Source organism: Streptomyces sp. NPDC001634 (assembly GCF_040298185.1).
Lineage (GTDB): Bacteria > Actinomycetota > Actinomycetes > Streptomycetales > Streptomycetaceae > Streptomyces.
On sequence record NZ_JBEOZU010000007.1, the window covers coordinates 131694 to 151866 of the forward strand.

General features: G+C 70.5%; 22 protein-coding genes. 19 read left to right on the top strand and 3 right to left on the bottom strand.

The window, feature by feature from the left end; translation table 11 throughout:
- Positions 1–50: 50 nt before the first annotated feature.
- Positions 51–566 (bottom strand): SigE family RNA polymerase sigma factor, encoded by a 516-nt coding sequence (locus ABT186_RS06790; protein WP_351923906.1) that lies wholly within the window; start codon positions 564–566, stop codon positions 51–53.
- A 159-nt stretch (positions 567–725) separates the two neighbouring features.
- Here ABT186_RS06790 and ABT186_RS06795 point away from each other — a divergent pair, with 159 nt between their 5' ends.
- Positions 726–1127 carry a hypothetical protein gene (locus ABT186_RS06795; RefSeq protein WP_351923908.1) on the top strand — a complete coding sequence of 134 codons (402 nt, stop codon included), beginning with the start codon at positions 726–728 and terminating at the stop codon, positions 1125–1127.
- Between the two features lie 107 nt (positions 1128–1234).
- Here the strand turns inward: ABT186_RS06795 and ABT186_RS06800 are convergent, their stop codons facing one another.
- Positions 1235–2920, bottom strand: coding sequence for a chitinase (locus ABT186_RS06800; protein WP_351923954.1), 1686 nt, complete (start codon positions 2918–2920; stop codon positions 1235–1237).
- 347 nt (positions 2921–3267) lie between these two features.
- On the opposite strand from ABT186_RS06800, the gene ABT186_RS06805 reads away from it, so the two are divergent.
- The 18 genes from ABT186_RS06805 to ABT186_RS06890 all read left to right on the top strand — a co-directional run bounded on the left by ABT186_RS06805 (position 3268) and on the right by ABT186_RS06890 (position 19631).
- Positions 3268–4128 (top strand): hypothetical protein, encoded by an 861-nt coding sequence (locus ABT186_RS06805; protein ID WP_351221903.1) that lies wholly within the window; start codon positions 3268–3270, stop codon positions 4126–4128.
- Between the two features lie 101 nt (positions 4129–4229).
- Complete coding sequence (gene cpaB / locus ABT186_RS06810) at positions 4230–4943, top strand: Flp pilus assembly protein CpaB (protein ID WP_351221902.1); 714 nt, start codon at positions 4230–4232, stop codon at positions 4941–4943.
- 429 nt (positions 4944–5372) lie between these two features.
- Positions 5373–6986 (top strand): CpaE/TadZ family protein, encoded by a 1614-nt coding sequence (locus ABT186_RS06815; RefSeq protein ID WP_351923910.1) that lies wholly within the window; start codon positions 5373–5375, stop codon positions 6984–6986.
- Positions 6983–7372 (top strand): TadE family protein, encoded by a 390-nt coding sequence (locus ABT186_RS06820; protein ID WP_351923912.1) that lies wholly within the window; start codon positions 6983–6985, stop codon positions 7370–7372. Before ABT186_RS06815 ends, ABT186_RS06820 begins: the two co-directional genes overlap by 4 nt.
- Before the next feature lie 34 nt (positions 7373–7406).
- On the top strand, positions 7407–8747 hold the full coding sequence (locus tag ABT186_RS06825) for a TadA family conjugal transfer-associated ATPase (RefSeq protein ID WP_351221899.1): 1341 nt from the start codon (positions 7407–7409) through the stop codon (positions 8745–8747).
- Positions 8748–8772: 25 nt separating this feature from the next.
- Positions 8773–9720 carry a type II secretion system F family protein gene (locus ABT186_RS06830; RefSeq protein WP_351221898.1) on the top strand — a complete coding sequence of 316 codons (948 nt, stop codon included), beginning with the start codon at positions 8773–8775 and terminating at the stop codon, positions 9718–9720.
- 13 nt (positions 9721–9733) lie between these two features.
- Positions 9734–10624, top strand: a complete 891-nt coding sequence (locus ABT186_RS06835) for a DUF5936 domain-containing protein (protein ID WP_351923914.1) — start codon at positions 9734–9736, stop codon at positions 10622–10624.
- Complete coding sequence (locus tag ABT186_RS06840) at positions 10624–11952, top strand: sensor histidine kinase (RefSeq protein ID WP_502973147.1); 1329 nt, start codon at positions 10624–10626, stop codon at positions 11950–11952. Before ABT186_RS06835 ends, ABT186_RS06840 begins: the two co-directional genes overlap by 1 nt.
- A complete protein-coding gene (locus tag ABT186_RS06845; protein ID WP_351923918.1) occupies positions 11945–12751 on the top strand; it encodes a response regulator in 807 nt (268 codons plus the stop codon). Before ABT186_RS06840 ends, ABT186_RS06845 begins: the two co-directional genes overlap by 8 nt.
- A gap of 120 nt (positions 12752–12871) precedes the next feature.
- Entirely contained in the window at positions 12872–13078 is a 207-nt protein-coding gene (locus ABT186_RS06850; RefSeq protein WP_351923958.1) for a hypothetical protein, read from the top strand.
- A gap of 32 nt (positions 13079–13110) precedes the next feature.
- Positions 13111–13683 carry a pilus assembly protein TadG-related protein gene (locus ABT186_RS06855; RefSeq protein ID WP_351923920.1) on the top strand — a complete coding sequence of 191 codons (573 nt, stop codon included), beginning with the start codon at positions 13111–13113 and terminating at the stop codon, positions 13681–13683.
- Positions 13684–13699: 16 nt separating this feature from the next.
- Positions 13700–14293 carry a hypothetical protein gene (locus ABT186_RS06860; RefSeq protein WP_351923922.1) on the top strand — a complete coding sequence of 198 codons (594 nt, stop codon included), beginning with the start codon at positions 13700–13702 and terminating at the stop codon, positions 14291–14293.
- A gap of 5 nt (positions 14294–14298) precedes the next feature.
- Entirely contained in the window at positions 14299–14943 is a 645-nt protein-coding gene (locus tag ABT186_RS06865) for an OmpA family protein (RefSeq protein WP_351923924.1), read from the top strand.
- 175 nt (positions 14944–15118) lie between these two features.
- Entirely contained in the window at positions 15119–15247 is a 129-nt protein-coding gene (locus ABT186_RS06870) for a hypothetical protein (protein WP_351221892.1), read from the top strand.
- Positions 15248–15365: 118 nt separating this feature from the next.
- Positions 15366–17150: an ABC transporter ATP-binding protein gene (locus tag ABT186_RS06875; RefSeq protein WP_351923926.1), complete on the top strand. Its 1785-nt coding sequence runs from the start codon at positions 15366–15368 to the stop codon at positions 17148–17150.
- A gap of 113 nt (positions 17151–17263) precedes the next feature.
- On the top strand, positions 17264–17839 hold the full coding sequence (locus ABT186_RS06880; RefSeq protein WP_351221890.1) for a dihydrofolate reductase family protein: 576 nt from the start codon (positions 17264–17266) through the stop codon (positions 17837–17839).
- 40 nt (positions 17840–17879) lie between these two features.
- Positions 17880–18752: an LLM class flavin-dependent oxidoreductase gene (locus ABT186_RS06885; RefSeq protein ID WP_351221889.1), complete on the top strand. Its 873-nt coding sequence runs from the start codon at positions 17880–17882 to the stop codon at positions 18750–18752.
- Between the two features lie 108 nt (positions 18753–18860).
- Positions 18861–19631, top strand: a complete 771-nt coding sequence (locus ABT186_RS06890; RefSeq protein WP_351221888.1) for a class I SAM-dependent methyltransferase — start codon at positions 18861–18863, stop codon at positions 19629–19631.
- Between the two features lie 206 nt (positions 19632–19837).
- Here ABT186_RS06890 and ABT186_RS06895 read toward each other — a convergent pair whose 3' ends face one another.
- Positions 19838–20173, bottom strand: coding sequence for a DUF192 domain-containing protein (locus ABT186_RS06895; protein WP_351221887.1), 336 nt, complete (start codon positions 20171–20173; stop codon positions 19838–19840).

Below are 20173 nucleotides of genomic sequence, written 5' to 3' on the forward strand. Positions count from 1 at the left end.
GGGCGGGGTGACCCGGGATCCCCGGAAATCCCGGGGATCCCGGAGGTGGGTCAGGGTCTCGCGTACTCACTGAGGGCGTCGCCGAGCAGGGCGCGCAGCCGGGCGAGTGCGCGGACGCAGCGGGTGCGTACGGCGGCCGAGCTGGTGTTCATCGCGGCAGCGGTCTCCTCGATGCTGCGGTCCTCCCAGTACCGCAGGACGACCACGGCACGGTCCTTGGCGGACAGCCGCCCGAGCGCCTCGACGAGGGTGAGCCGCAGCGGGGTGTCGCCCGACGTCTCCGGATCGGGGACGTCGGGGAGCACATCGGTGGTGCGTTCCCTGCGGCTGCTGTGGCGCCGCTGATGGGCGAGGAACGTACGGGTGAGGACGGTCTGGGCGTACCCGGCGGGGTTGTCGACGCGGGAGATACGGCCCCAGCGCAGATACACCCGGCCGAGGGTCTCCTGGACGAGGTCCTCGGCGAGGTGGGTGTCGCCACCGGTCAGCAGACAGGCGGACCGGTACAGATGCCCGGCGCGCGCGGAGGCGAACTCCGGGTATCCGTCGCTGCGCCGTAGTCTCATACGTCCCCCGATTCCCCGTTTCACCGGTCCCTCTGTACCGCCCTCACTTCATTGATGCGGTGGACCCCCGGGAATGTTTCAACACGATTCGGGGCCCGGGATACTGATCATCCACGACTCGCCGTGCGAGCGGGACGGGACACGAGGGGAACGAGGACGATGCAGCAGCCGGGGTACGGCCACCAGCCACCGCAGGCGGGTCCGCCGGGTTTCGGCCCGCCACCACCGGCCTACGCGCCGTACCCGTCATTTCCGGCCCCGGCCCTCCAAGTTCCGCCCGGACCGGACTTCCTGGCCGCCGACCGCCACAACTCGGTCGTGGTGGACGCGGCGGGCGTCTCCTTCGAAATGCTCGGCATGACGGCGGACTTCCCGTGGCCGGTGATCCGCAGCGTCCACTATCGCGAGAGCCCCAACGGCAGGACGCTGCTGATGGTGGGGGTGGTGCACGTCGACGGCAGGGTGTACGAGTGCGTGGTGGACGCGAAGCGCCGGGAGGGACTGCAGGAGTGGTTCGGCCAACTGGCGGCGGTGCTGGGGCACTACCGCCCGATGGGCTGACCCGCGGCAGAGCCGGAGGCCGGGCGCCCGACCGCGGATGACGGATGCGCGGTGCCGCCTCGCTCGATCACGCGGCGGCACCGCATCCAGGTCAGCTCACGCCCCGCCTACGGCAGCGCATGCACATGCGGCCCCACGGCGTTCGACCACGCATTCCCCGCCGCCGCATCCCAGTTGGTCGACCACGTCATCGCGCCCCGCAGGTCCGGGTACGTACTCGACGGCTTGAACGAGCCGCAGTTCGTGGTCCTCGTCAGGCAGTCCAGGGCGTTGTTCACCACCGTCGGTGACACGTACCCGCTGCCCGCCGCGCTCGTCGAGGCCGGGACGCCCAGGCCCACCTGGGACGGGGACAGGCCGCCTTCGAGCTGGATGCAGGCCAGAGCCGTCAGGAAGTCCACCGAGCCCTGGCTGTAGACCTTGCCGTCGCAGCCCAGCATCGAACCGCTGTTGTAGTACTGGGTGTTGACGACCGTCAGGATGTCCTTGATGTTCAGCGCCGTCTGGAAGTACGCGTTCGACGTCGACTGCATGTCGATGGTCTGCGGGGCCATCGTGATGATCAGTGACGAGCCCGCCTTCGTGGACAGTTGGCGCAGCGCCTGCGTCATGTAGGTCGCGTTCAGCCCGTTCTCCAGGTCGATGTCGACGCCGTCGAAGCCGTACGTCTGCATCAGCGAGTACACCGAGTTCGCGAAGTTCGCCGCCGACGTCGAGTCGCTCACCGAGACCGTGCCGTTCTGGCCGCCGACCGAGATGACGACCTTCTTCCCGGCCGCGTGCCTGGCAGCGATGTCCGCCTTGAACTGGTCCACCGTGTAGCCGCCCAGACCGGACGAATCGAGGGTGAAGGACACCGCGCCCGGCGTGGTCGTCGCGTCCGCGAACGCCACCGCGATGATGTCGTACTGCGACGGGACGTCCGAGATCTTCTGGACCGTCGCGCCGTTGTTGAAGTTCTGCCAGTAGCCCGTCACCGCGTGCTTCGGGAGCGATCCGCCTCCGCCGCCCCCGCCGGAGGCCGAAGTCGTCGCCGTCACCGTCGAGGACTTCGGCGACTCACCCGCCGCGTTCGTCGCCGTCACCTGGAAGGAGTACGACGTCGACGGGGACAGGCCCGTCACCGTCGCCGATGTGCCCGTCACGGACGCCACCTTCGTGCCGGACCGGTACACGTTGTAGCCCGTCGCGCCCGATGCCGCGGTCCAGGACAGGGACACCGACGAGGACGTCGTGGAAGCGACCGACAGGCCCGTCGGGGCCGCGGGCACCGTCGGTGCCGGGTCGCCGCCACCGCCCCCGTCCGGGCCGTACACCGACACGTCGTCCGCGTAGTACGCCGCCTGGCCGTACCAGCCGTGCAGGTACACCGTCACCGATGTCGTCGAGGCGCCGGTGGTGAAGGTCGTCGACAGTTGCTTCCAGCTCGTCGAGTCCGGTGTCCACGTCGACACATCCGTCGTGCCCGTGCCCGTCGCGCCCAGGAAGGCGTATCCGCCCTGCACCCACGCGCTCAGCGTGTACGTCGAGTTGGGCGTGACCGCGACCGTCTGTGCGCACTGGGCGTAGTCCTGGCCCGCCGGGGTCGCCTTCAGCGCGGCCGCGCCGCCGTGCACCGGGGACGACACCGTCGTGCCGCTGCCCGCCGAACAGGTCCAGTTGTTCAGGCCCGACTCGAAGCCGGCGTTCTTGACGTTGTTCACGTCCGCGGCCGACGCATGGCCGGCGCTCAGGAAGGAGAGGGCGAGCGCGGCGACGGCGGCCCCGGCCAGTGTCCGTCTGCGGCGGAGCATGCCTGGTACACGGTCCACTTCAGCCTCCGATGTGGGGAGAGGAAAGGGCAGGAGGGCATTGCGGAACGGTGGCCACCGCCTGGTGAAACGAATTTGGTCCAGACCAATTGGCTTGTCAAGACCTCTGGCAGCGCCAACGGCCTTACATCCGGGTCGAGTTGAGGCATATGCCCCTACTCTGTGTCGATCATGTCCGCACCTTCGGTGAGATGATCTTCCGGATTCTGTGTTGAGCCGGGCATGCCGTGGATATGGTGCTGTTGCAGGACGATGCAATTGGACGTCACAGGGGCCAACTGGGGCGGTGGTCGACCACCCCGCCGCAGTGAACGGGGTGGTGTGCAGCCGTGCCGACCGCGATAGCCGTCACCAGTTCCGATCTGGTGCTGCCGCCGCTCGACCGGCAGACCCCGCCCGCCGCCGTCCAGCCGCAGCCCACGCTCGAACAGTCCCTCAACGGGATGCACGCGCTGATCGAGCAGCACGGGTATGTCATCGCCCTGCATCCCGCGGACGGGGACGACCCGGCCGTACAGCGCCTGCGTACCGTCCGTTCCGTCCTGGAGAGCGACCGCATCGCGCTGCTCGGCATCGACCTGCCACCGCTGGGACTCGCCCTGCTGGCACAGCAGTTACGACAACTCTCCGTCTGCGACTTCAGTCCGGGGGTGCTGGCGTCCTCCGCCCGCCTGCTCGCCCACTACATCTACGCCGGGGCCCTCCTCGGCTCGGTCGCCAAGCTCGACCGGGTCGCCGTCCCACTTTCGTCCCACGCCAAGTCCTGGGTGCCGAGCGCTCAGTTCGCCGTACTCGCCAATCCGCGTCCGCAGCTCGTACGCGTCGCGCAGGAGGAGTTACCGGGCCCCGAGTTCGGCACCCGGATGCTCGTCGCCTCCGGGCAGCCGCCCTCGGACTGGGTCACCGCCTCACTCGCGCCCGCCTGGGCCGTGCAGGGCGTCGCGACGGTGCCTCTGCCGGAGGAGTCCGCGCGCTGGTGGGGCACCAACCGGCTCGTCGAGTTCGCGGCGGGCCTGCACGACGTGTCCGTGCTGTATCAACTCGTCTCGTCCGTACGACGCGAGGTGTGCCACTGGTGCGGTCTCGAACTCATCGGTGACCGTTGCGGGTTCTGTGCCGCGCCCCTGCCACCGCCCCCCGAACAGCAGCCGTCCGCCACCGTCCGTGCCCTGCCCCGAGGCGGCACGTAGGCCCGTACGTACAACTCCACAGCAAACGACCAAGCCCACGGCTAGCCCGCTCGACCGCCCGACCCGCCGTCCCCACGCTCCGATCGAGGTTGTCCGCGCTTATGAACTCACGCCAGCGCCGCGGCGTCATCCTGCTGGTCCTCTCGGCCCTCGCCGCCGTCGGCGCGTTCGCCGGAGTGCTGTCGGTGATCCGCGACGTGAACTCGAAGGTCGGCCCCGAGGTCACGGCGTACCGGCTCAAGAGCGACATCGCGCCCTACAAGGAGCTCACGGCCGACCAGTTCCAGAAGATCTCCATGCCCAGACGATGGCTGTCCGCCACCGCCGTCACCAGTCTCAGCCAGATCCGGGGCAAGATCGCGGTGACCAAGCTGGAGCAGGGGTCGCTGCTCCAGACCGACATGATCGTCGACCGGCCCGAACTCCAGCCGGGACAGCAGGAGATCGCGATCATGATCGATGCGTCGACCGGTGTCGCCGGAAAGATCGACCCCGGGTCGCGGGTCAACATCTACGCCACCTTCAAGGCCGCGAACGACAAGAGCAAGGACGAGTCCAAGGTCATCGTGACCAACGCCCGCGTCCTCGACGTCGGAAAGCTCACCGCGCTGGATCCGGGGCAGTCGAGCGACGACCGCCGCCGCACCGCCACCGAGGCCGTCCCCATCACCTTCGCGCTCGACACGGCGGACGCCCAACGGGTCGCGTACGCCGAGTCGTTCGCCGAACACGTCCGGCTCGCGCTGGTCGCGGGCGGCTCCCAGACCGTGATCGCCCCGGGCGACCGCACCTACACCCTCGACCAGGACAAGTAGGAGGCCACGCATGAGGTCCGTTCCGGCCCACAGCGGGCCTGTTCCCAGGGGGGCCGTGCCCGCTGGGGGCGCCCCCACCGGGTTCGTCGCTGCCGGTTGTTTCCGTCGGGGGTCGGTCCCTGCGGGGTTCGTTGCTGCCGGTTGTTTCCGTCGGGGGTCGGTCCCTGCGGGGTTCGTTGCTGCCGGTTGTTTCCGTCGGGGGTCCGTTCCTGCGGGGTTCGTCGGCGCTGATTGCTCCCGCCGGGGTGTCATCCCCACGAGGGCCTTCGCCGCCGGCTTCGTCCCTGCGGTGACCGCCCCCGCGGTGTGCGCCCCCGCGGTGTGCGCCCCCGCGGTGTGCGCCCCCGCGGTGTGCGCCCCCGGGGTGACCGCCTCCGCCGAGCCCGCCCCCACGGTCTCCGCCGTCTCCGCCCCTACGGAGTCCCGCCGATGACCATCCGCATCCTCCCCGCCGTCTCCGACCTCGACTCCGCCCGCGCGCTCACCACCCTGCTCAGCCGGCTCGCCGACGCCGAGCCGGCGCCTCCGGTCCACGACTCCACGGCCCTGCTCGACACGCTGGCGCGCCTGGCCGGAGAGTCCCTCGACGAGCTGCCCGAGGTCGTGGTCGTGCATGAGCGGATCGGGCCGGTTCCCGCGCTCGACCTGATCCGCGATCTGGTGATGCGGTTCCCGGCGGTCGGGGTCGTCCTGATCACCGCCGACACCAGCACGGGCGTACTCACCGCGGCGATGGACTCCGGCGCCCGCGGCATCGTCACCCTGCCCCTCGGCTACGACGCCCTCGCCGAACGCGTCCAGGCCGCCGCCGCCTGGTCGGCCGGTATGCGGCGCCATCTGAGCAGCGGCACCCCCGAGCTGTACGCCGGCCCCGGCGGCACCCTGGTCACGGTGTCCGGTGCGAAGGGCGGCGTCGGCGCGACGGTCGCGGCGGTCCAGCTGGCGCTCGCGGCACGCGCCTCGGGCCGTACGGTCGCCCTGGTCGACCTCGATCTGCAGTCCGGCGACGTCGCCTCGTACCTGGACGTGCAGTTCCGGCGCTCTGTCGCCGACCTCGCCGGGATCACGGACATCAACCCCCGCGTCCTCCAGGACGCGGTCTACACCCACGACAGCGGCATCGGACTCCTGCTCGCCCCCGCCGAGGGCGAACGCGGCGAGGAGGTCACCGACCGGGTGGCCCGCCAGGTCCTGGGCACGCTTCGTTCCCGCCACGACGTGGTGATCGTCGACTGCGGCTCCCAGATGAACTCCGCGACCGCCGCCGCCGTCGAGGTCGCCGATCACGCGCTGCTGGTGGTCACCCCGGACGTGGTCGCCGTCCGAGCCGCCAAACGCATGGTCCGCCTCTGGGACCGGCTCCAGATCCGCAAGGCCGAGGAGACGCTCACGGTCGTCAACCGTCTCTCGCGCGGTACGGAGATCCAGCCCGCCCTCGTCGAACGCGTCACCGGTACGAAGGTGGCCCGCGCAGCGGTCCCGGCCGCCTTCAAGGAACTCCAGTCGGTCGTGGACGCCGGGCGCCTCCAGGACCTCGACGCCCGCTCCACGGTGAAACAGGCGCTGTGGGCGCTGGCGGGCGAACTCGGTCTGGTGGCGGTGCAGGAGGGCGGCGGCGGGCGGCGGCGGAAGGTGTCGTCGGACCGGGGAGCGCTGACCCTGTGGCGCAAGGGCGGCGACCGGGGCGCGGTGACCCTGGAGTTCGCCGGGATGTTCCCGCTCCTGCTGGTCGTGATGGCGCTCCTGTGGGAGTGCGCGCTGTACGGCTACACCTACTCGCTGGCGGGCAACGCGGCGGACGAGGCGGCGCGGGCGGCCACGGCGGCGTACGCCGTACAGGGCGATGTGGCGGGGGCGTGCCGGTCGGCGGGTGCCGCGCATCTGCCGGGTGCGTGGAAGGGCGCCGACATCAGCTGCACCCCGGCGGGTTCGGTGATGAAGGCGACGGTCACGGCGAACGTCCCGCTGTTCTTCCCGGGCGTCAACCCCGGCTGGTCGGTGAACGGCTCGGCGGGGGCCGCGCTGGAGGGGAACGGTCAATGAGGGCTCTTCTCCGTCGCCGTGAGGCGGCCCCGCCCCGAAGGTGGGCCCGTCGCTGGAACGACCGCGGCGTCTCCATGCTGGAGTTCGCCGGTTTCCTGCCCATCCTTCTCGTGATCGGCATGGCCGCCATCCAGCTCGGCCTCATCGGCTATGGCATCAACCAGGCCGGCACCGCCGCCCGGGCCGCAGCCCGCGTCGCCTCCCAGAACGGCGACGGGGCGGCAGCGGGTGCGGCGGCCGTCAGCGGCTGGCTCAGCCCCCAGGTGAACGCCCCCAAGGGCCCCGACACCACGACCGCCACCGTCACCGTCCACGTCCCCGCCGTCATCCCCCTCTTCCGCGGCTGGGACGTCACCCGCCACGCCACCATGCCCTCCGACCACTGAACCCCTCACGAACAGAGAGGAGCTGACGACCGACATGAGCCTCCGCTCCCGTATCGCCGCCCCCGACGACGGCGGAGCCGCCCGCGAGGACGGACATCTCGTCGCGGTCTACCGCGCCAAGCTCCTCGAAGAGATCGACCTCGCCGAGATGTCCGGCCTCGCGACGGCCGAACGCCGGGTCCGTCTGGAACGCGTCCTCGGCCACATCATCAGCCGGGAAGGGCCGGTCCTCTCCTCCGCCGAGCGCTCCCAGCTGATCCGCCGGGTCGTCGACGAGGCCCTCGGACTCGGCGTCCTCGAACCACTTCTCGCGGACGCGTCGATCACCGAAATCATGGTGAACGGCCCGGACTCGATCTTCGTGGAGCGGGCGGGCCGTGTGGAACAGCTTCCGCTCCGCTTCGCCTCCACCGAGCAGCTGATGCAGACGATCGAGCGGATCGTCTCGACCGTCAACCGGCGCGTCGACGAGTCGAACCCGATGGTCGATGCCCGCCTCCCCACCGGCGAACGCGTCAACGTCATCATCCCGCCGCTCGCGCTGACCGGCCCCACCCTCACCATCCGCCGCTTCCCGCGCGCGTACACGTTGCCCGAACTCATCGGCCTCGGCTCGCTCGACGAGCAGATGCTGATGCTGCTCGCCGCCTTCGTCCGCGCCCGCTTCAACCTCATCGTCAGCGGCGGTACGGGCTCCGGGAAGACGACCCTGCTCAACGCCCTGTCCGGGCTCATCCCGTCCCACGAGCGCATCATCACCATCGAGGACTCCGCCGAGCTCCAGCTCCAGCAGGAGCATGTGATCCGCCTGGAGTCCCGCCCGCCGAACGTCGAGGGCAAGGGCCGGATCACCATCCGCGACCTGGTCCGCAACAGCCTCCGGATGCGCCCCGACCGCATCATCGTCGGTGAGGTCCGCGGCGGCGAGACCCTCGACATGCTCCAGGCGATGTCGACCGGCCACGACGGATCGCTGGCGACCGTCCACGCCAACTCCGCCGAGGACGCGCTGATGCGGCTGCAGACCCTCGGCTCCATGTCCGAGGTGATGATCCCCTTCGAGGCGCTCAAGGACCAGATCAACTCCGCGGTGGACGTGGTCGTCCAGCTCGCCCGGTACGCCGACGGCTCCCGCAAGGTCGTGGAGGTCGCCCTCGTCGTGTCGCACGGCCGGGACCAGTTCCGGATCACCACCGTGTCCCGTTTCGTCCCCCAGCCCCTCGGCCCCGACCGGATCGTCCGCGGCCGTTTCGAGCACCTCCCGCTGCCGCGCCCGGTCGCGGAGAAGCTGTACGGCGCGGGTGAACCGCTCCCGCCGGCCTTCGGCGTCGCGGAGGCCATCGACGTACTCAACACGAGGCAGGCCATCGGATGATCCCCGTTCACGAGAGGAGCGAGCCATGAACGACCCCGCCCTCCTCGCCCTCGGCGCCACCGTCCTCACCGGCACGCTCGCCGTCGCCGGCGTGCACAGCTACGTTTCCGGCCGCGCCCAGCGCCAGGCGCTCGTCGACCGGCTCTCCGGCGCCCAAGCGAGCCCGATCCGTACGGCGGCGGGCCGGATACGGCGTTTCACGAGCATCGACCGGCGGCTGCGCCGCACCCGTCTGGGCCGCACCATCCAACTGCGCCTCTCGGCGACCGGACTGGATCTGACGGCGGGGGAGTTCTTCACCTACGTCAGCGCCGTCGTCGTCGCGCTGTGGCTGATCGCGGCGTCGACGCTGGCCCCGTTCTTCGGCCCGATCGCCGCGCTGGTCGCGGTGTGGAGCGCGGTCATCTTCCTCAACTGGCAGCGGCAGAAACGCATCGAGGCCTTCATCAACCAGCTCCCGGACGTGGCCCGCCTCCTGGCCAACGCCACCGCCGCCGGACTCGCCCTGCGCACCGCCCTCGCCATGGCGGCGGAGGAGCTGGAGGCCCCGGCCGGCGAGGAACTCGCCCGGGTCGCCGACCAGTTGACGCTGGGCCGTTCGGTGGACGACACCCTCGACGAACTGGCCGAACGCCTGCCGTCCCGGGAGCTGATCGTCCTGGTCACCACGCTCGTCCTGGCCAACAAGGCGGGCGGCTCGGTGGTGAGTTCACTGCGCAACCTCACCCAGACCCTGGAGGACCGCAAGGAGACACGGCGCGAGGTCCGCACCATGCTCTCCGAGGTCAACGCGACGGCGTTCACGGTGCCGATGCTCGGCCTGGGCTCCCTGATTCTGGTCAACTCCTCGAACAAGGGTGCGCTGGAGCGTGTCACCGGCTCCCCGCTCGGCCAGGGACTGGTCCTCCTCTCCCTGGGCCTCTACGCGGTCGGCTTCTTCGTCATCCGCCGACTCGGCAAGATCGAAGTGTGAGGGGGAGACCGCGATGCTGCCCTTGCTCCTGGCCCTGCTGACGGCGGTTTCGGTCGCCGGGACCCTCCTGGGCATCCGTATGATCCGCGCGGACGCGAAACTGCCGAGCGACCTGGCGCTCGCCCTGGAGGTCGGCGCCGGCCGGGTCTCCACGGCGGGTTCGGCGATCGACCGCCTCGGAATGCGCTTCGCCCCGCTCGTCCTGCGCCTGATGGGCCCGCGCCGCGTCGACGCCAAGCGCCGCCGTATCGACATGGCGGGCAACCCGGGTGGTCTCACCCTCAACAGATACGCCGCGCGCCGGGCGGTGTACGGCACCTTCGGCCTCGTCATGGGTCTGATCTTCCTGACGAATGGTCAGCTGATCTTCTCCGTGGCCACGTTCGCCTTCGGGTTGCTGGCCGCCGACGCCCTGATCTGGCAGGCCATCCGGGAACGCAAGGACGTCATCGACCGCACCCTGCCGGACTTCCTCGACGTCCTCGCGGTCGTCGTCTCGGCGGGCCTCGGCTTCCGCCAGGCCCTGGACCGCGTCGCGGAGAAGTACGAGGGCCCCTGGGCGGACGAACTGCGCATCACCCTGCGCCAGATGGACATGGGCGTGAGCCGCCGCCAGGCCTTCGACGAACTCCGCAGGCGCAACTCCTCCGAGCAGGTCGCCCAGTTCGTCTCGGCCCTTCAGCAGGGGGAGGAGCTGGGCTCCCCGATCGCCGAGACCCTGATCCTGCTGGCCACGGACATGCGGCGTACGGACGCCCAGAACGCCCGCCGCCGCGCCGCGAAGACCATCCCCAAGGCCACGCTGGTCACCCTGGTGTTCATGCTCCCCGCGACGATGATCCTGATCGCCACGGGCATGTTCCTGGGCTCGGGGACGAACTTCGGATCGATCCTGGGCCGATGATGAGCAGCCGTGCCGGTCGGCCCACTCCCGGGTACCTCGAGGACGACGCCCCGCCGCCCGCCAGCGTCCGCCTCCAGCTGAGCGCGCTCCAGGCCCTGTGCCGCCAGACGGTCGCCGTGCGGCTCGCCATGGTGGTGATCGGCGCGCCCTTCGCCCTGGCCCATGCCCCGGACGGCGCAGCCCGCTACGCGGCCCTTGCGGCAGCCGTCCTCGGTGTCATGGCCTCGTACGCCGTGCTGCGCGACTGGGAGCGGGTGGGCCCCCGTCTCCTCGCCCATCCCACCCTGATGGCGCTGGATCTCCTCTTCGTGGCCACCCTGCTCCTCACCGCGTCCCCCGCCTCTCCGCTCGCGTACGCCACGGTCTGCACCCCCCTGCTCTCCGGTCTGCTCTACGGCTGGCGGGGCGCCGGTGTAATCACCGGTCTCCAACTGGCGGTCGTGCTGGCGGTGTTCCGGGCCTGGGCGCACCGCCCCGGCGCCGGTGTCAGCACCCTCCTCATCGCCGGGTTCTGTGTCGCCGCGGGCATCATCGGCGTGACCCTGCGCAACCTGATGTTCCGCTTCGGCGCGGCCAGCGAGGCGCTGTCGGAGGCGAATTCCCGCCTCGCGGCGGCGGAGGCCGTCGAGTCCGAACGCGCCCGGCTGGCCCGGGAGATGCACGACTCGGTGGCGAAGACGCTGCACGGTATGGCCCTGGCGGCCGAGGCCCTCGCGGCCTCGGCGGACCATGGCGATCCCGAGACGCTCAGGCGCCAGGCGACCCTGGTGGCCGATGCGGCGCGCCGGGCGGCGGCGGAGTCCCGCGACCTGTTGTCGGACCTGCGCCGGCGTACGGACTTCACGTCGGCGAACCTGGATGTGACGGCCGAACTCGGTGTCCAGGTACGGGAGTTCGCGGGGCGTACCGGGGTGGAGGCCGACCTGAGGAAGCCGGACGCCCCGCTGCTCCTGCCGTACGCGACGGCACACCACGTCCTGGCCATCGCCTCGGAGGCACTGGAGAACACGCACCGCCACGCCCACGCGACCCGTGTACGGATCACCCTCGCCGCCGCCGCCGCCGACGACGACGCCGACGTCGTCGGCGACACGGCCTTCGGGCTACGGATCGAGGACAACGGTGTCGGCCTGCCCTCGACCGCCAGGCCCGAGGACCTGGCGAAAACCGGCCACTTCGGTCTGCTCGGCATGGCGGAGCGCGCCGCATCTCTGGGCGGCCGTCTCCGCCTGGGCCGCTCACCGCTGGGCGGCGCCGAGATCGATCTGTACGTCCCCCGCTCCACAACCGCTCCCCACAGCCCCCAAGAGGAGGCCGCACATGCCTGAACAGGCACTTCCCGGCCCGCCCCTGCGTGTCCTCGTGGTCGACGACAACCCGGTCGTACGGGCCGGCCTGGCCGCCCTGCTGTCCGTCCACCGTGACATCGAGGTGGTGGCGGAGGCGGCGGACGGCGCACAGGCGCTCGACTGCGCCGCCCACCACCGCCCGGACGTCGTCCTCCTGGACGTCCGCATGCCCGGCACGGACGGCCTGACGGCGCTGCCCGAACTGGCCCGCGTGGCCCCCGTGATGATGCTGACGTACAGCCGGGAAGCCGAGGTGGTGGCGCAGGCGCTGAGCCTCGGGGCCTGCGGCTATCTGGTGCACGGCGAGTTCACGGCGGCCGAACTGATCACAGCGGTACGGGGCATGCGGGATGGACGCGCGACGGTCTCGTCGGCCGTGTCCGCCTCTTCCCTCCCTGCCTCGTCTCCCACTGGTCCCACTGGTCCCACTGGTCCCAATGTCTCGTCTTCGCTCGGTGTTTCGTACGAACAGAAGGAAAGCGCTTCGCACCTGCAACCAGTTGTGGCACATTCGTCGAAGGCTCGGGCAGCCCGTGCGGGGGGTCCTCGGCGCCGTGCCGTGAGGTGGCTGGACTTCGGTCTGAGTTCAAGGGAGGTGGAGGTCATGGATCTCATCGCGTCCGGTATGAACAACCGGCAGATCGCCGCCGCCTGCTTCATCAGCGAGAAGACGGTCAAGAACCACATCAATCGCATCTTCGCAAAGCTGCACAGTTCTTCGCGGAGCGAAGCGATCGCCCACTGGCTGGGCACGGCGCGGGAGGGGTGGAGCCGATGACCGGCCGGCCGCGCGGAAGTTGGGCCCCTGGACCCACTCGGAGTGAAGGCGCTTTCACGTACGGTGCATGGGTTGGGCTTGGCCGCATCGGGCGGGAGGGCAGGGGCCGTGGTGACCAGGGTGAGGCAGAGGGTCGGTGTGTGGGGGCGGACCGTGGTGTCCCGGATGCGGGGGGACGGGCGGGATGCGGGGGCCGGGTTCGTGGAGTACGCCGGCTTGATGATCATCATCGCCGGGATCTTCACGTTGATCGACCAGATCGGCCTGGACGGGCTGATCTCCGGGGCGATCCGGAACGCCGTCATGTCGGTCACCGGCGGCGGCTGACACCGCCGAGGCTTCGCGACGACCGAGGGCAGATGCTCCCCCTCTACATCTGGCTGACGGGGATCCTGCTGTTCGTCGCGTTCGCCTTTTTCGCCTTCGCTCAAGCAGCGTCCGCCCGCAATGGAGCTCAATCCGCGGCGGACGCTGCTGCGTTGGCGGCTGCGCAGGACTCGCGCGACGAGCTGATGACCGGTCTGGCAGACGCCGTCGGCGGCCATGACGACAAGTGGCTGAACTGGTTGAAGGGCGATCTCTTCAAGGGCGCGGGAGCCCCAGCGGCAGCCGAACGGCTCGCCGCCGCGAACGACTCGACCGTGCAGGGCGTCGACCCCACAACGGTGAACGGCTATCCCGGATACCGGGTGGCGATCGAGACGCGCTACACGGTCGGGAACTCCATCATCCCGGGCACGGAGACGCGGCACGCCAAGGCCGAGGCCACCGCGGTGATCCAGCCGCGCTGCACCTTCGCCCAGGACGCCGATCCGAAGAAGCCCGTGCGGCTCGACTGCGACGGCCGGTCCGTCGACATCAATCCCGAAGATTTCCATTCGGACGACCTTCCTGACGCGTCCGTGCTGTTCTCTGTGCATCTGGCCGAGTGAGAGGAAAGCCGTACAGATGTTTCTTCGGCGCACCATGAAGGGCCGCAGGGCGCTGTCCGCAGTGGCGATCACGACCGGGCTGCTCCTCACGGTGGCCGGGTGTGGCGGTGGAGGCGGTGGCGGGAAACCCAGCGCCACGAACTCTTCCGCCAAGTCCACTGCGGGGGCCGGCGGCAGTGGGAGTCAGCAGTCCTCCGCACCCCCTGCGGACAAGGTGCTTGTGGAGGTGAAGAGCGGTGACATCACGCTCTCGGTGACCTCCGCGGTCCGCGACCAGGGCGGCTTCGTGACCGTAAGCGGCACGGTCACCAATAACGGCGGCCAGTTCTGGATCGCGTCGAACTGGCGGGGCGACGAGCGCGAGTTGAGCAGGAACGGCGCCTCCTTGGCCGGGGCTGCCCTGATCGACAGCACGGGCAAGAAGAAGTACCTCGTCCTGCGGGACACCCAGGGGCGCTGCCTCTGTACCAAGTTCGACGGTGGCGGCGTGGCCGCGGGGAAGTCGGCCGACTGGTTCGCCCAGTTCCCCGCCCCGCCCGAAGGCACCACCAAGGTCGACTTCCAGGTCGGCTCCATGCCCCCCGCCCCCATCAACCTCTCACAGGGGTGAGCCCCATGCGTCTCACCCCCACCGCCGCCACCCTCTCGCTCCTCACCGCCCTCACTCTCGCCACCGGCCCCCAGGCCATCGCCGACGACAACCCCAGCGCACCGCCCGGCACCGTCGCCACCTCCCCACCTCCGTCCGTCGACCCCAAGAGCCCCGGGCTGAAGCTCGCCGACGGGGCCACCCTCGCGCCCGCCAAGGTGCTGGACATCAAGTCCGTCGTGGAGGACCTCGGCGGTGAGGAGCGGCGGTCGGACACCAACGCGAGCGTCACGTTCGCGCTCCAGGCGGAGGTGTTGTTCTCCAAGGACAGCGCCAAGCTGAACCCGGAGGCCCGTTCCCGTATCGACGCCATCGCGGACGAGATCAAGAAGCAGAACGCCACAAGCATCCGCGTTTTCGGCTTCACCGACAATCTGGGCACGTACGCCCACGGCCTGGTCCTCTCCAAACAGCGCGCGGAGGCCGTGCACGACCAGCTGGCCGCGACGCTCGGCGGGAACATCACCTTCGAGGTGCGCGGCTACAGCGAGGACTACCCGATCGCCGACAATTCCACGGAGGAGGGCCGCCGCAAGAACCGCCGTGTGGAGGTGTCGTTCCCGAGGGGCGGGTCGTCGCACGGTGCGGGCTCGGGCATCTCCGCGGGGTGATGCGCTTTCTAAAAGCAGAACAAAGGGATCTCCTCAATTGCGTAGGAATTCAGTAAGAGGGAGATCTTTAAAATTAAACCTGAATTCCTTTGAACGGACTGTGCCCCTTTCTCGTATTCATCGGCAACAAGCAGGACAGCCCCGGTGACGGGCCACGAGAAAGGAGCCGTAACCCATGGCATTCGACAAGATCATGCTGGGCAAGAAGGCGAAGAAGAAGGAAGCCGGCTGCGCCGCCAAGGAAGGCCACAAGAAGAACCACCACAAGAAGCACCACCGCAAGCACAAGAAGGCCGCCAAGTAAGAGGACCGGCAAAAAGCCATCCCGCGCCGGGATCCGTCCGCACCGTCCGCAAAGCCGGGAGCGGACGGATTCCGGCGCACCCTTTGACCGGGCTGCGCCCAGGGAGCATCGGCCACCCATGAGTACCGCCGCACAGATAACCACCCCCGTGGCCGATGCCGGCACCCGCGCCCGGATACGCCACGCCCGCATATCGCCCTCCGCCGCGTTCCGGAAGTTCTGGCCGCTGGTACGCGTGAACCGTGTCGCCGTTCTGGCGTCCGCCCTGCTGCTGGTGGTTTCCGCGGGGTGCGACACGGCCGCCATCGGCATCGTCGGCGTCCTGACGGACGACGTACTGGCCCCCGGCGACCTGGGCGCCTTCTGGGGGCCTGCCGCCCTGTGGCTGGGGCTCGCCGCGGCGGGTGCGGTGGCTTCCTCCGCAGGCAGCTATCTCGCGGGCTGGACCAGCGAACACTTCCTGCTCGGGCTGCGTGACCGGGTCTTCCAGCACCTCCAGCAGCTGCCGCCGGACTCCTTGGACCGATACGGCACGGGCGATCTGGTCTCCCGCCTCACCGGTGACATCGAAGCCGTGGAAACGCTGGTGGCCTCCGCACCCGTCGAGCTGATCACCTCCGCCGTCGGCGCCCTCGTCTTCGCGGTCGCCGCCTTCTGGACCAGCTGGCAGCTGGCGCTGATCACCCTGGTCCTCGCGCCGGTGATCTGGATCGGCGCCCGGGTGTTCGGCACCCTGATGCGTACCGCCACCCGCGCGGAACGCGACAGCAACGGCCGGCTCGCCACCGTACTGGAGGAGAGTCTGGCCAACATGCCCCTGGTGCAGGCGTACGGCAGACAGCAGGCGGAGCGCAGCAAACTCCACCGCGAGGGGCGCACCTGGATGCGCGCGGGCCTGCGGCAGATCAGGCTCCATTCGCTGTACGGGCCGCTCGGCGAACTGATCGAAACCCTCACTGTGCTGGCTGTCCTCGGCGCCGGAGCATGGCAGATCTCCGAGCACCACCTCAGCGTCGGCGGCCTGCTCTCCTTCGCCGCCTACCTCGGCTACCTCCATCCACGGCTGCAGGAGCTGGGTGAACTCCTGGTCAATGCGTCCTCCGCCACCGCCGCATCGGAACGCCTGCTGGAAGTGCTGCGCACGCGCCCCGTCGCCGAACCCGAGCTCCGGCCGGACGCGCCGCCGCTCGCCGAGCCGGTCCGCGGTGCCGTCACCTTCCAGGGGGTCGGCTTCTGCTATCCCGGCAGTTCGCGCACCGTGCTCCACCAGGTCGACCTGGACATCGCCCCCGGCCTGCTGGTGGCGGTCACCGGCCCCAGCGGCGCCGGCAAGTCCACCTTCGGCAAGCTGCTGCTCCGCTTCCACGAGCCCTCACAGGGTCGCATCCTGCTCGACGGCCGGGACATCTCGGAGCTCGACGTGGACGAACTGCGCCGGCACATCACCCTGCTGCCCCAGGACAGCATGCTGTTCGACGGCACGGTCCGGGACAACATCATCTACGGCCGTCCCGACGCCTCCGAGGAGGAGGTGCTCGCCGCTGCCGCCGCAGCCGACGCCCATGAGTTCATCAGCGGCCTGGCCGAGGGCTACGACACCCCCGTCGGCAAGCGCGGCGGCCAACTCTCCGGCGGCCAGCGCCGCAGGATCGCCCTGGCCCGGGCCATGCTGCGCACCGCACCCGTGCTGATCCTCGACGAGCCCAGCACGGGCCTCGACGATGCCTCCACCGCCCGCATCATGGCGCCCCTGCGCCGTCTCACGACAGGCCGCACCACGTTCCTCATCACCCACGACTTGCGCCTGACGGCTCAGGCCGATCTGGTCCTGCACCTGGCCGAGGGTGCCGTCACGGTAGTGGTTCCCGGTCCGCAGTCGGAGGCCGCGGTCGAAGCGGCCTGAGCAGGCCGAATCCCGCGGTTCCCCCGGCGGGCGGCGTGGCAACGGGGTCGCGGGCGGCTCCGCGTGAGTACCGTGGGCGGCGGGGGCAGGGACCGACGTCGGCGAGGTGCGCGATGAGGAAGATCGTCCTGATGATGTCGGTGTCTCTCGACGGCTTCATCGAGGGCCCGAACCGCGAGATCGACTGGCACCAGGTCGACGACGAACTGCACCAGCACTTCAATGACGTCCTGCAGAACATGGGCGCCTTCCTCAACGGGCGCGTGACCTACCAGCTCATGGCCCGTTTCTGGCCCACCGCCGACGTCGATCCGCACCTCGCGGGACCCATGGTCGAGTTCGCGCAGATCTGGCGGAACATGCCGAAGGTCGTGTTCTCCCGGACCCTGCAGCACGCCGACTGGCACACCACCATCGTCCGGGACGTCGTCGTCGAGGACGTCCTCGCGCTCAAGGCGCAGGAGGGCGGCGACCTCGCGCTCGGCGGGGCCGACCTCGCCGCCGAGTTCCTGAGGCACGACCTCGTCGACGAGTTCCGGGTATACGTCCATCCGGTCCTCATCGGCCGCGGCAAGCCCCTCTTCCCCGAGACCGACACACTGACCTCGCTGCGACTGATCGACTCCCACCGGTTCGGCAACGGGGTCGTCCTCCTGCACTACGAACGCCCGCAGTCCGGCGGCCGGTAAATCGGTTGTCCCGTCCGGGGCCCCTGGGTAGGAAGGCCGCATGACTGGTCTCGGTGCTGTGTTCCGGCCCCAACTGCCTCCGGAGCGGCTGCGCACGATCGCGCGGCTCGCGGACGAGTCGGGCCTCGAGGAGCTGTGGCTGTGGGAGGACTGCTTCCTGGAAGGGGGGATCTCCGCCGCGTCCGCCGCGCTCGCCTGGACCGAGCGGCTGCGCGTGGGCGTCGGACTGCTGCCGGTGCCGTTGCGCAACGTCGCGGTCACCGCGATGGAGGCGGCCACGCTGGAGCGGCTGTTCCCCGGCCGGGCGATTCTCGGCGTCGGTCACGGCGTCCAGAGCTGGATGGGGCAGGTCGGAGCGCGCGCCGAGTCGCCCGTGACGCTGCTGCGCGAGTACCTCGACGCGCTGCGGGCCCTGCTCCGCGGCGAGCGCGTCACCACCGACGGGCGGTACGTGAAACTGGACGGCGTCGCACTGGACTGGCCGCCCGCGGAGGCGGTCCGCGTCCTCGCCGGCGCCACCGGACCGCGCTCGCTGCGCCTTTCGGGCGAGGCGGCGGACGGCACGATCCTGACCGCGGCCACGGCTCCCGAGGGCGTACGACGGGCCCGTGGGCTCATCGACGAGGGGCGGGCGGCGGCCGGTCGCCCCGACCCCCACCACGTCGTCGTCTATCTGCACACCGCCACCGGCCCGGACGCCGCCGCCCGGCTGCGCGCCGAGATCGAGGCCAACGGGGAGGACCCGTTGCCCGAGCACGGAGTGGCCGGTGACGCGGGTACGGTCGCCAAGGCCGTCCACCGGCTCGCCGACGCGGGCGCCGACACCGTGATCCTCCAGCCGACCGCGGACGAGCCGGACCCGGAGGCGTTCATCCGGTTCGTGGCCGACGAGGTACGGCCCCTGGTGCCGTAGCGCCCGGGCCGAGGGGGCGTCGGCAACCGGCAACCGGCAACCGGCAACCGGCTGCCGACGGCCGCCAATTCGGTCGCGTCCCCGTGCCGCCGCTGGGAAGCTCTCCGCATGACCGCCCGCCGTACCTTCGAAGACCTCGTCCGCGAAGCCGTCGACGCCTCCGTCGACGGCTGGGACTTCTCCTGGTTCGAGGGCCGGGCCACGGAGGAACGGCCCTCGTGGGGGTACGCTCGGTCGATGGCCGAGCGGCTCGCGCACGCGTCCGCCGCGCTCGACGTCCAGACCGGGGGAGGGGAGGTCCTGGCCTCCGCCGCGATGCTTCCGCCGCTCACCGTCGCCACCGAGGGCCGGCCGCCGAACGTCGCCAAGGCCACCGAACTGCTCCACCCGCGCGGCGCCGTGGTGGTCGCCTCGCCGGAGGATGCGCCGCTGCCGTTCGCGGACGCCGCCTTCGACCTCGTCACCAGCCGGCACCCGGTGCGCACGTACTGGACCGAGATCGCCCGCGTCCTGCGCCCCGGCGGCACGTACTTCTCCCAGCAGGTCGGCCCGGCGAGCGCCTTCGAGGTCGTCGAGTACTTCCTCGGGCCGCAGCCGCACGAGGTCCGCACCGGGCGCGACCCCGGGCGGGCGCGGGCCGAGGCCGAAGCGGCCGGACTGCAGGTCACCGACCTCCGGGAGGCCCGGCTGCGCATGGAGTTCCACGACATCGGCGCCGTCGTCCACTTTCTGCGCAAGGTGATCTGGATGGTCCCGGACTTCACCGTCGAGCGGTACGAGCCTCAACTCCGTTCCCTGCACCGGCGGATCGAATCCGAGGGACCCTTCGTCGCCCACAGCACCCGCTTCCTGATCGAGGCCCGCAAGCCGCGCACGTGACGTACGCCCTCCCACCGGCCTTGGCACGCACGGGGTTTCCACATCGTTATCGCGGACGGATCGTTTCGTGTCCGTGGCTCACGTAAGTTCAGACCAAGGTAATTCGCGTGAGCAAAGCTGCGCGGTCGGCATCGCGCAGAGGAGGGGGCTGCGCGATGCCCGGCTCACCGCGCTGCGCGGTGCCCGGCTCACCGCCCGGACCGCCATCAGGCCTCCTCCAGGACGACCCGCACTCCGGGCCGTATCCCCCACCGCGCCAGCGCCCCGGCCTCCGCCTCCAGTACGTGGCGCGCGCGGGGGCGCGGCAGGCCGATCCGCCCCGGCCGCATCGTCCGTACCGCCATCACCCGCATCGCCCGGTCGAGATAGGCGACGTCGATCGCGAACCGCATCCCCAGGGTGTGCACCGAGTTCGCCGGGCTCAGCAGCAGCGCCCCCTCGATCCCGTCGCGTCCGAGCAGTCCGCGCCGTCGGGCCCGTGCCGACCGGGCGACCTCCAGCGGCACCGGGCCGGGCGTTCCCGCCGTCATGAGCATGGCCAT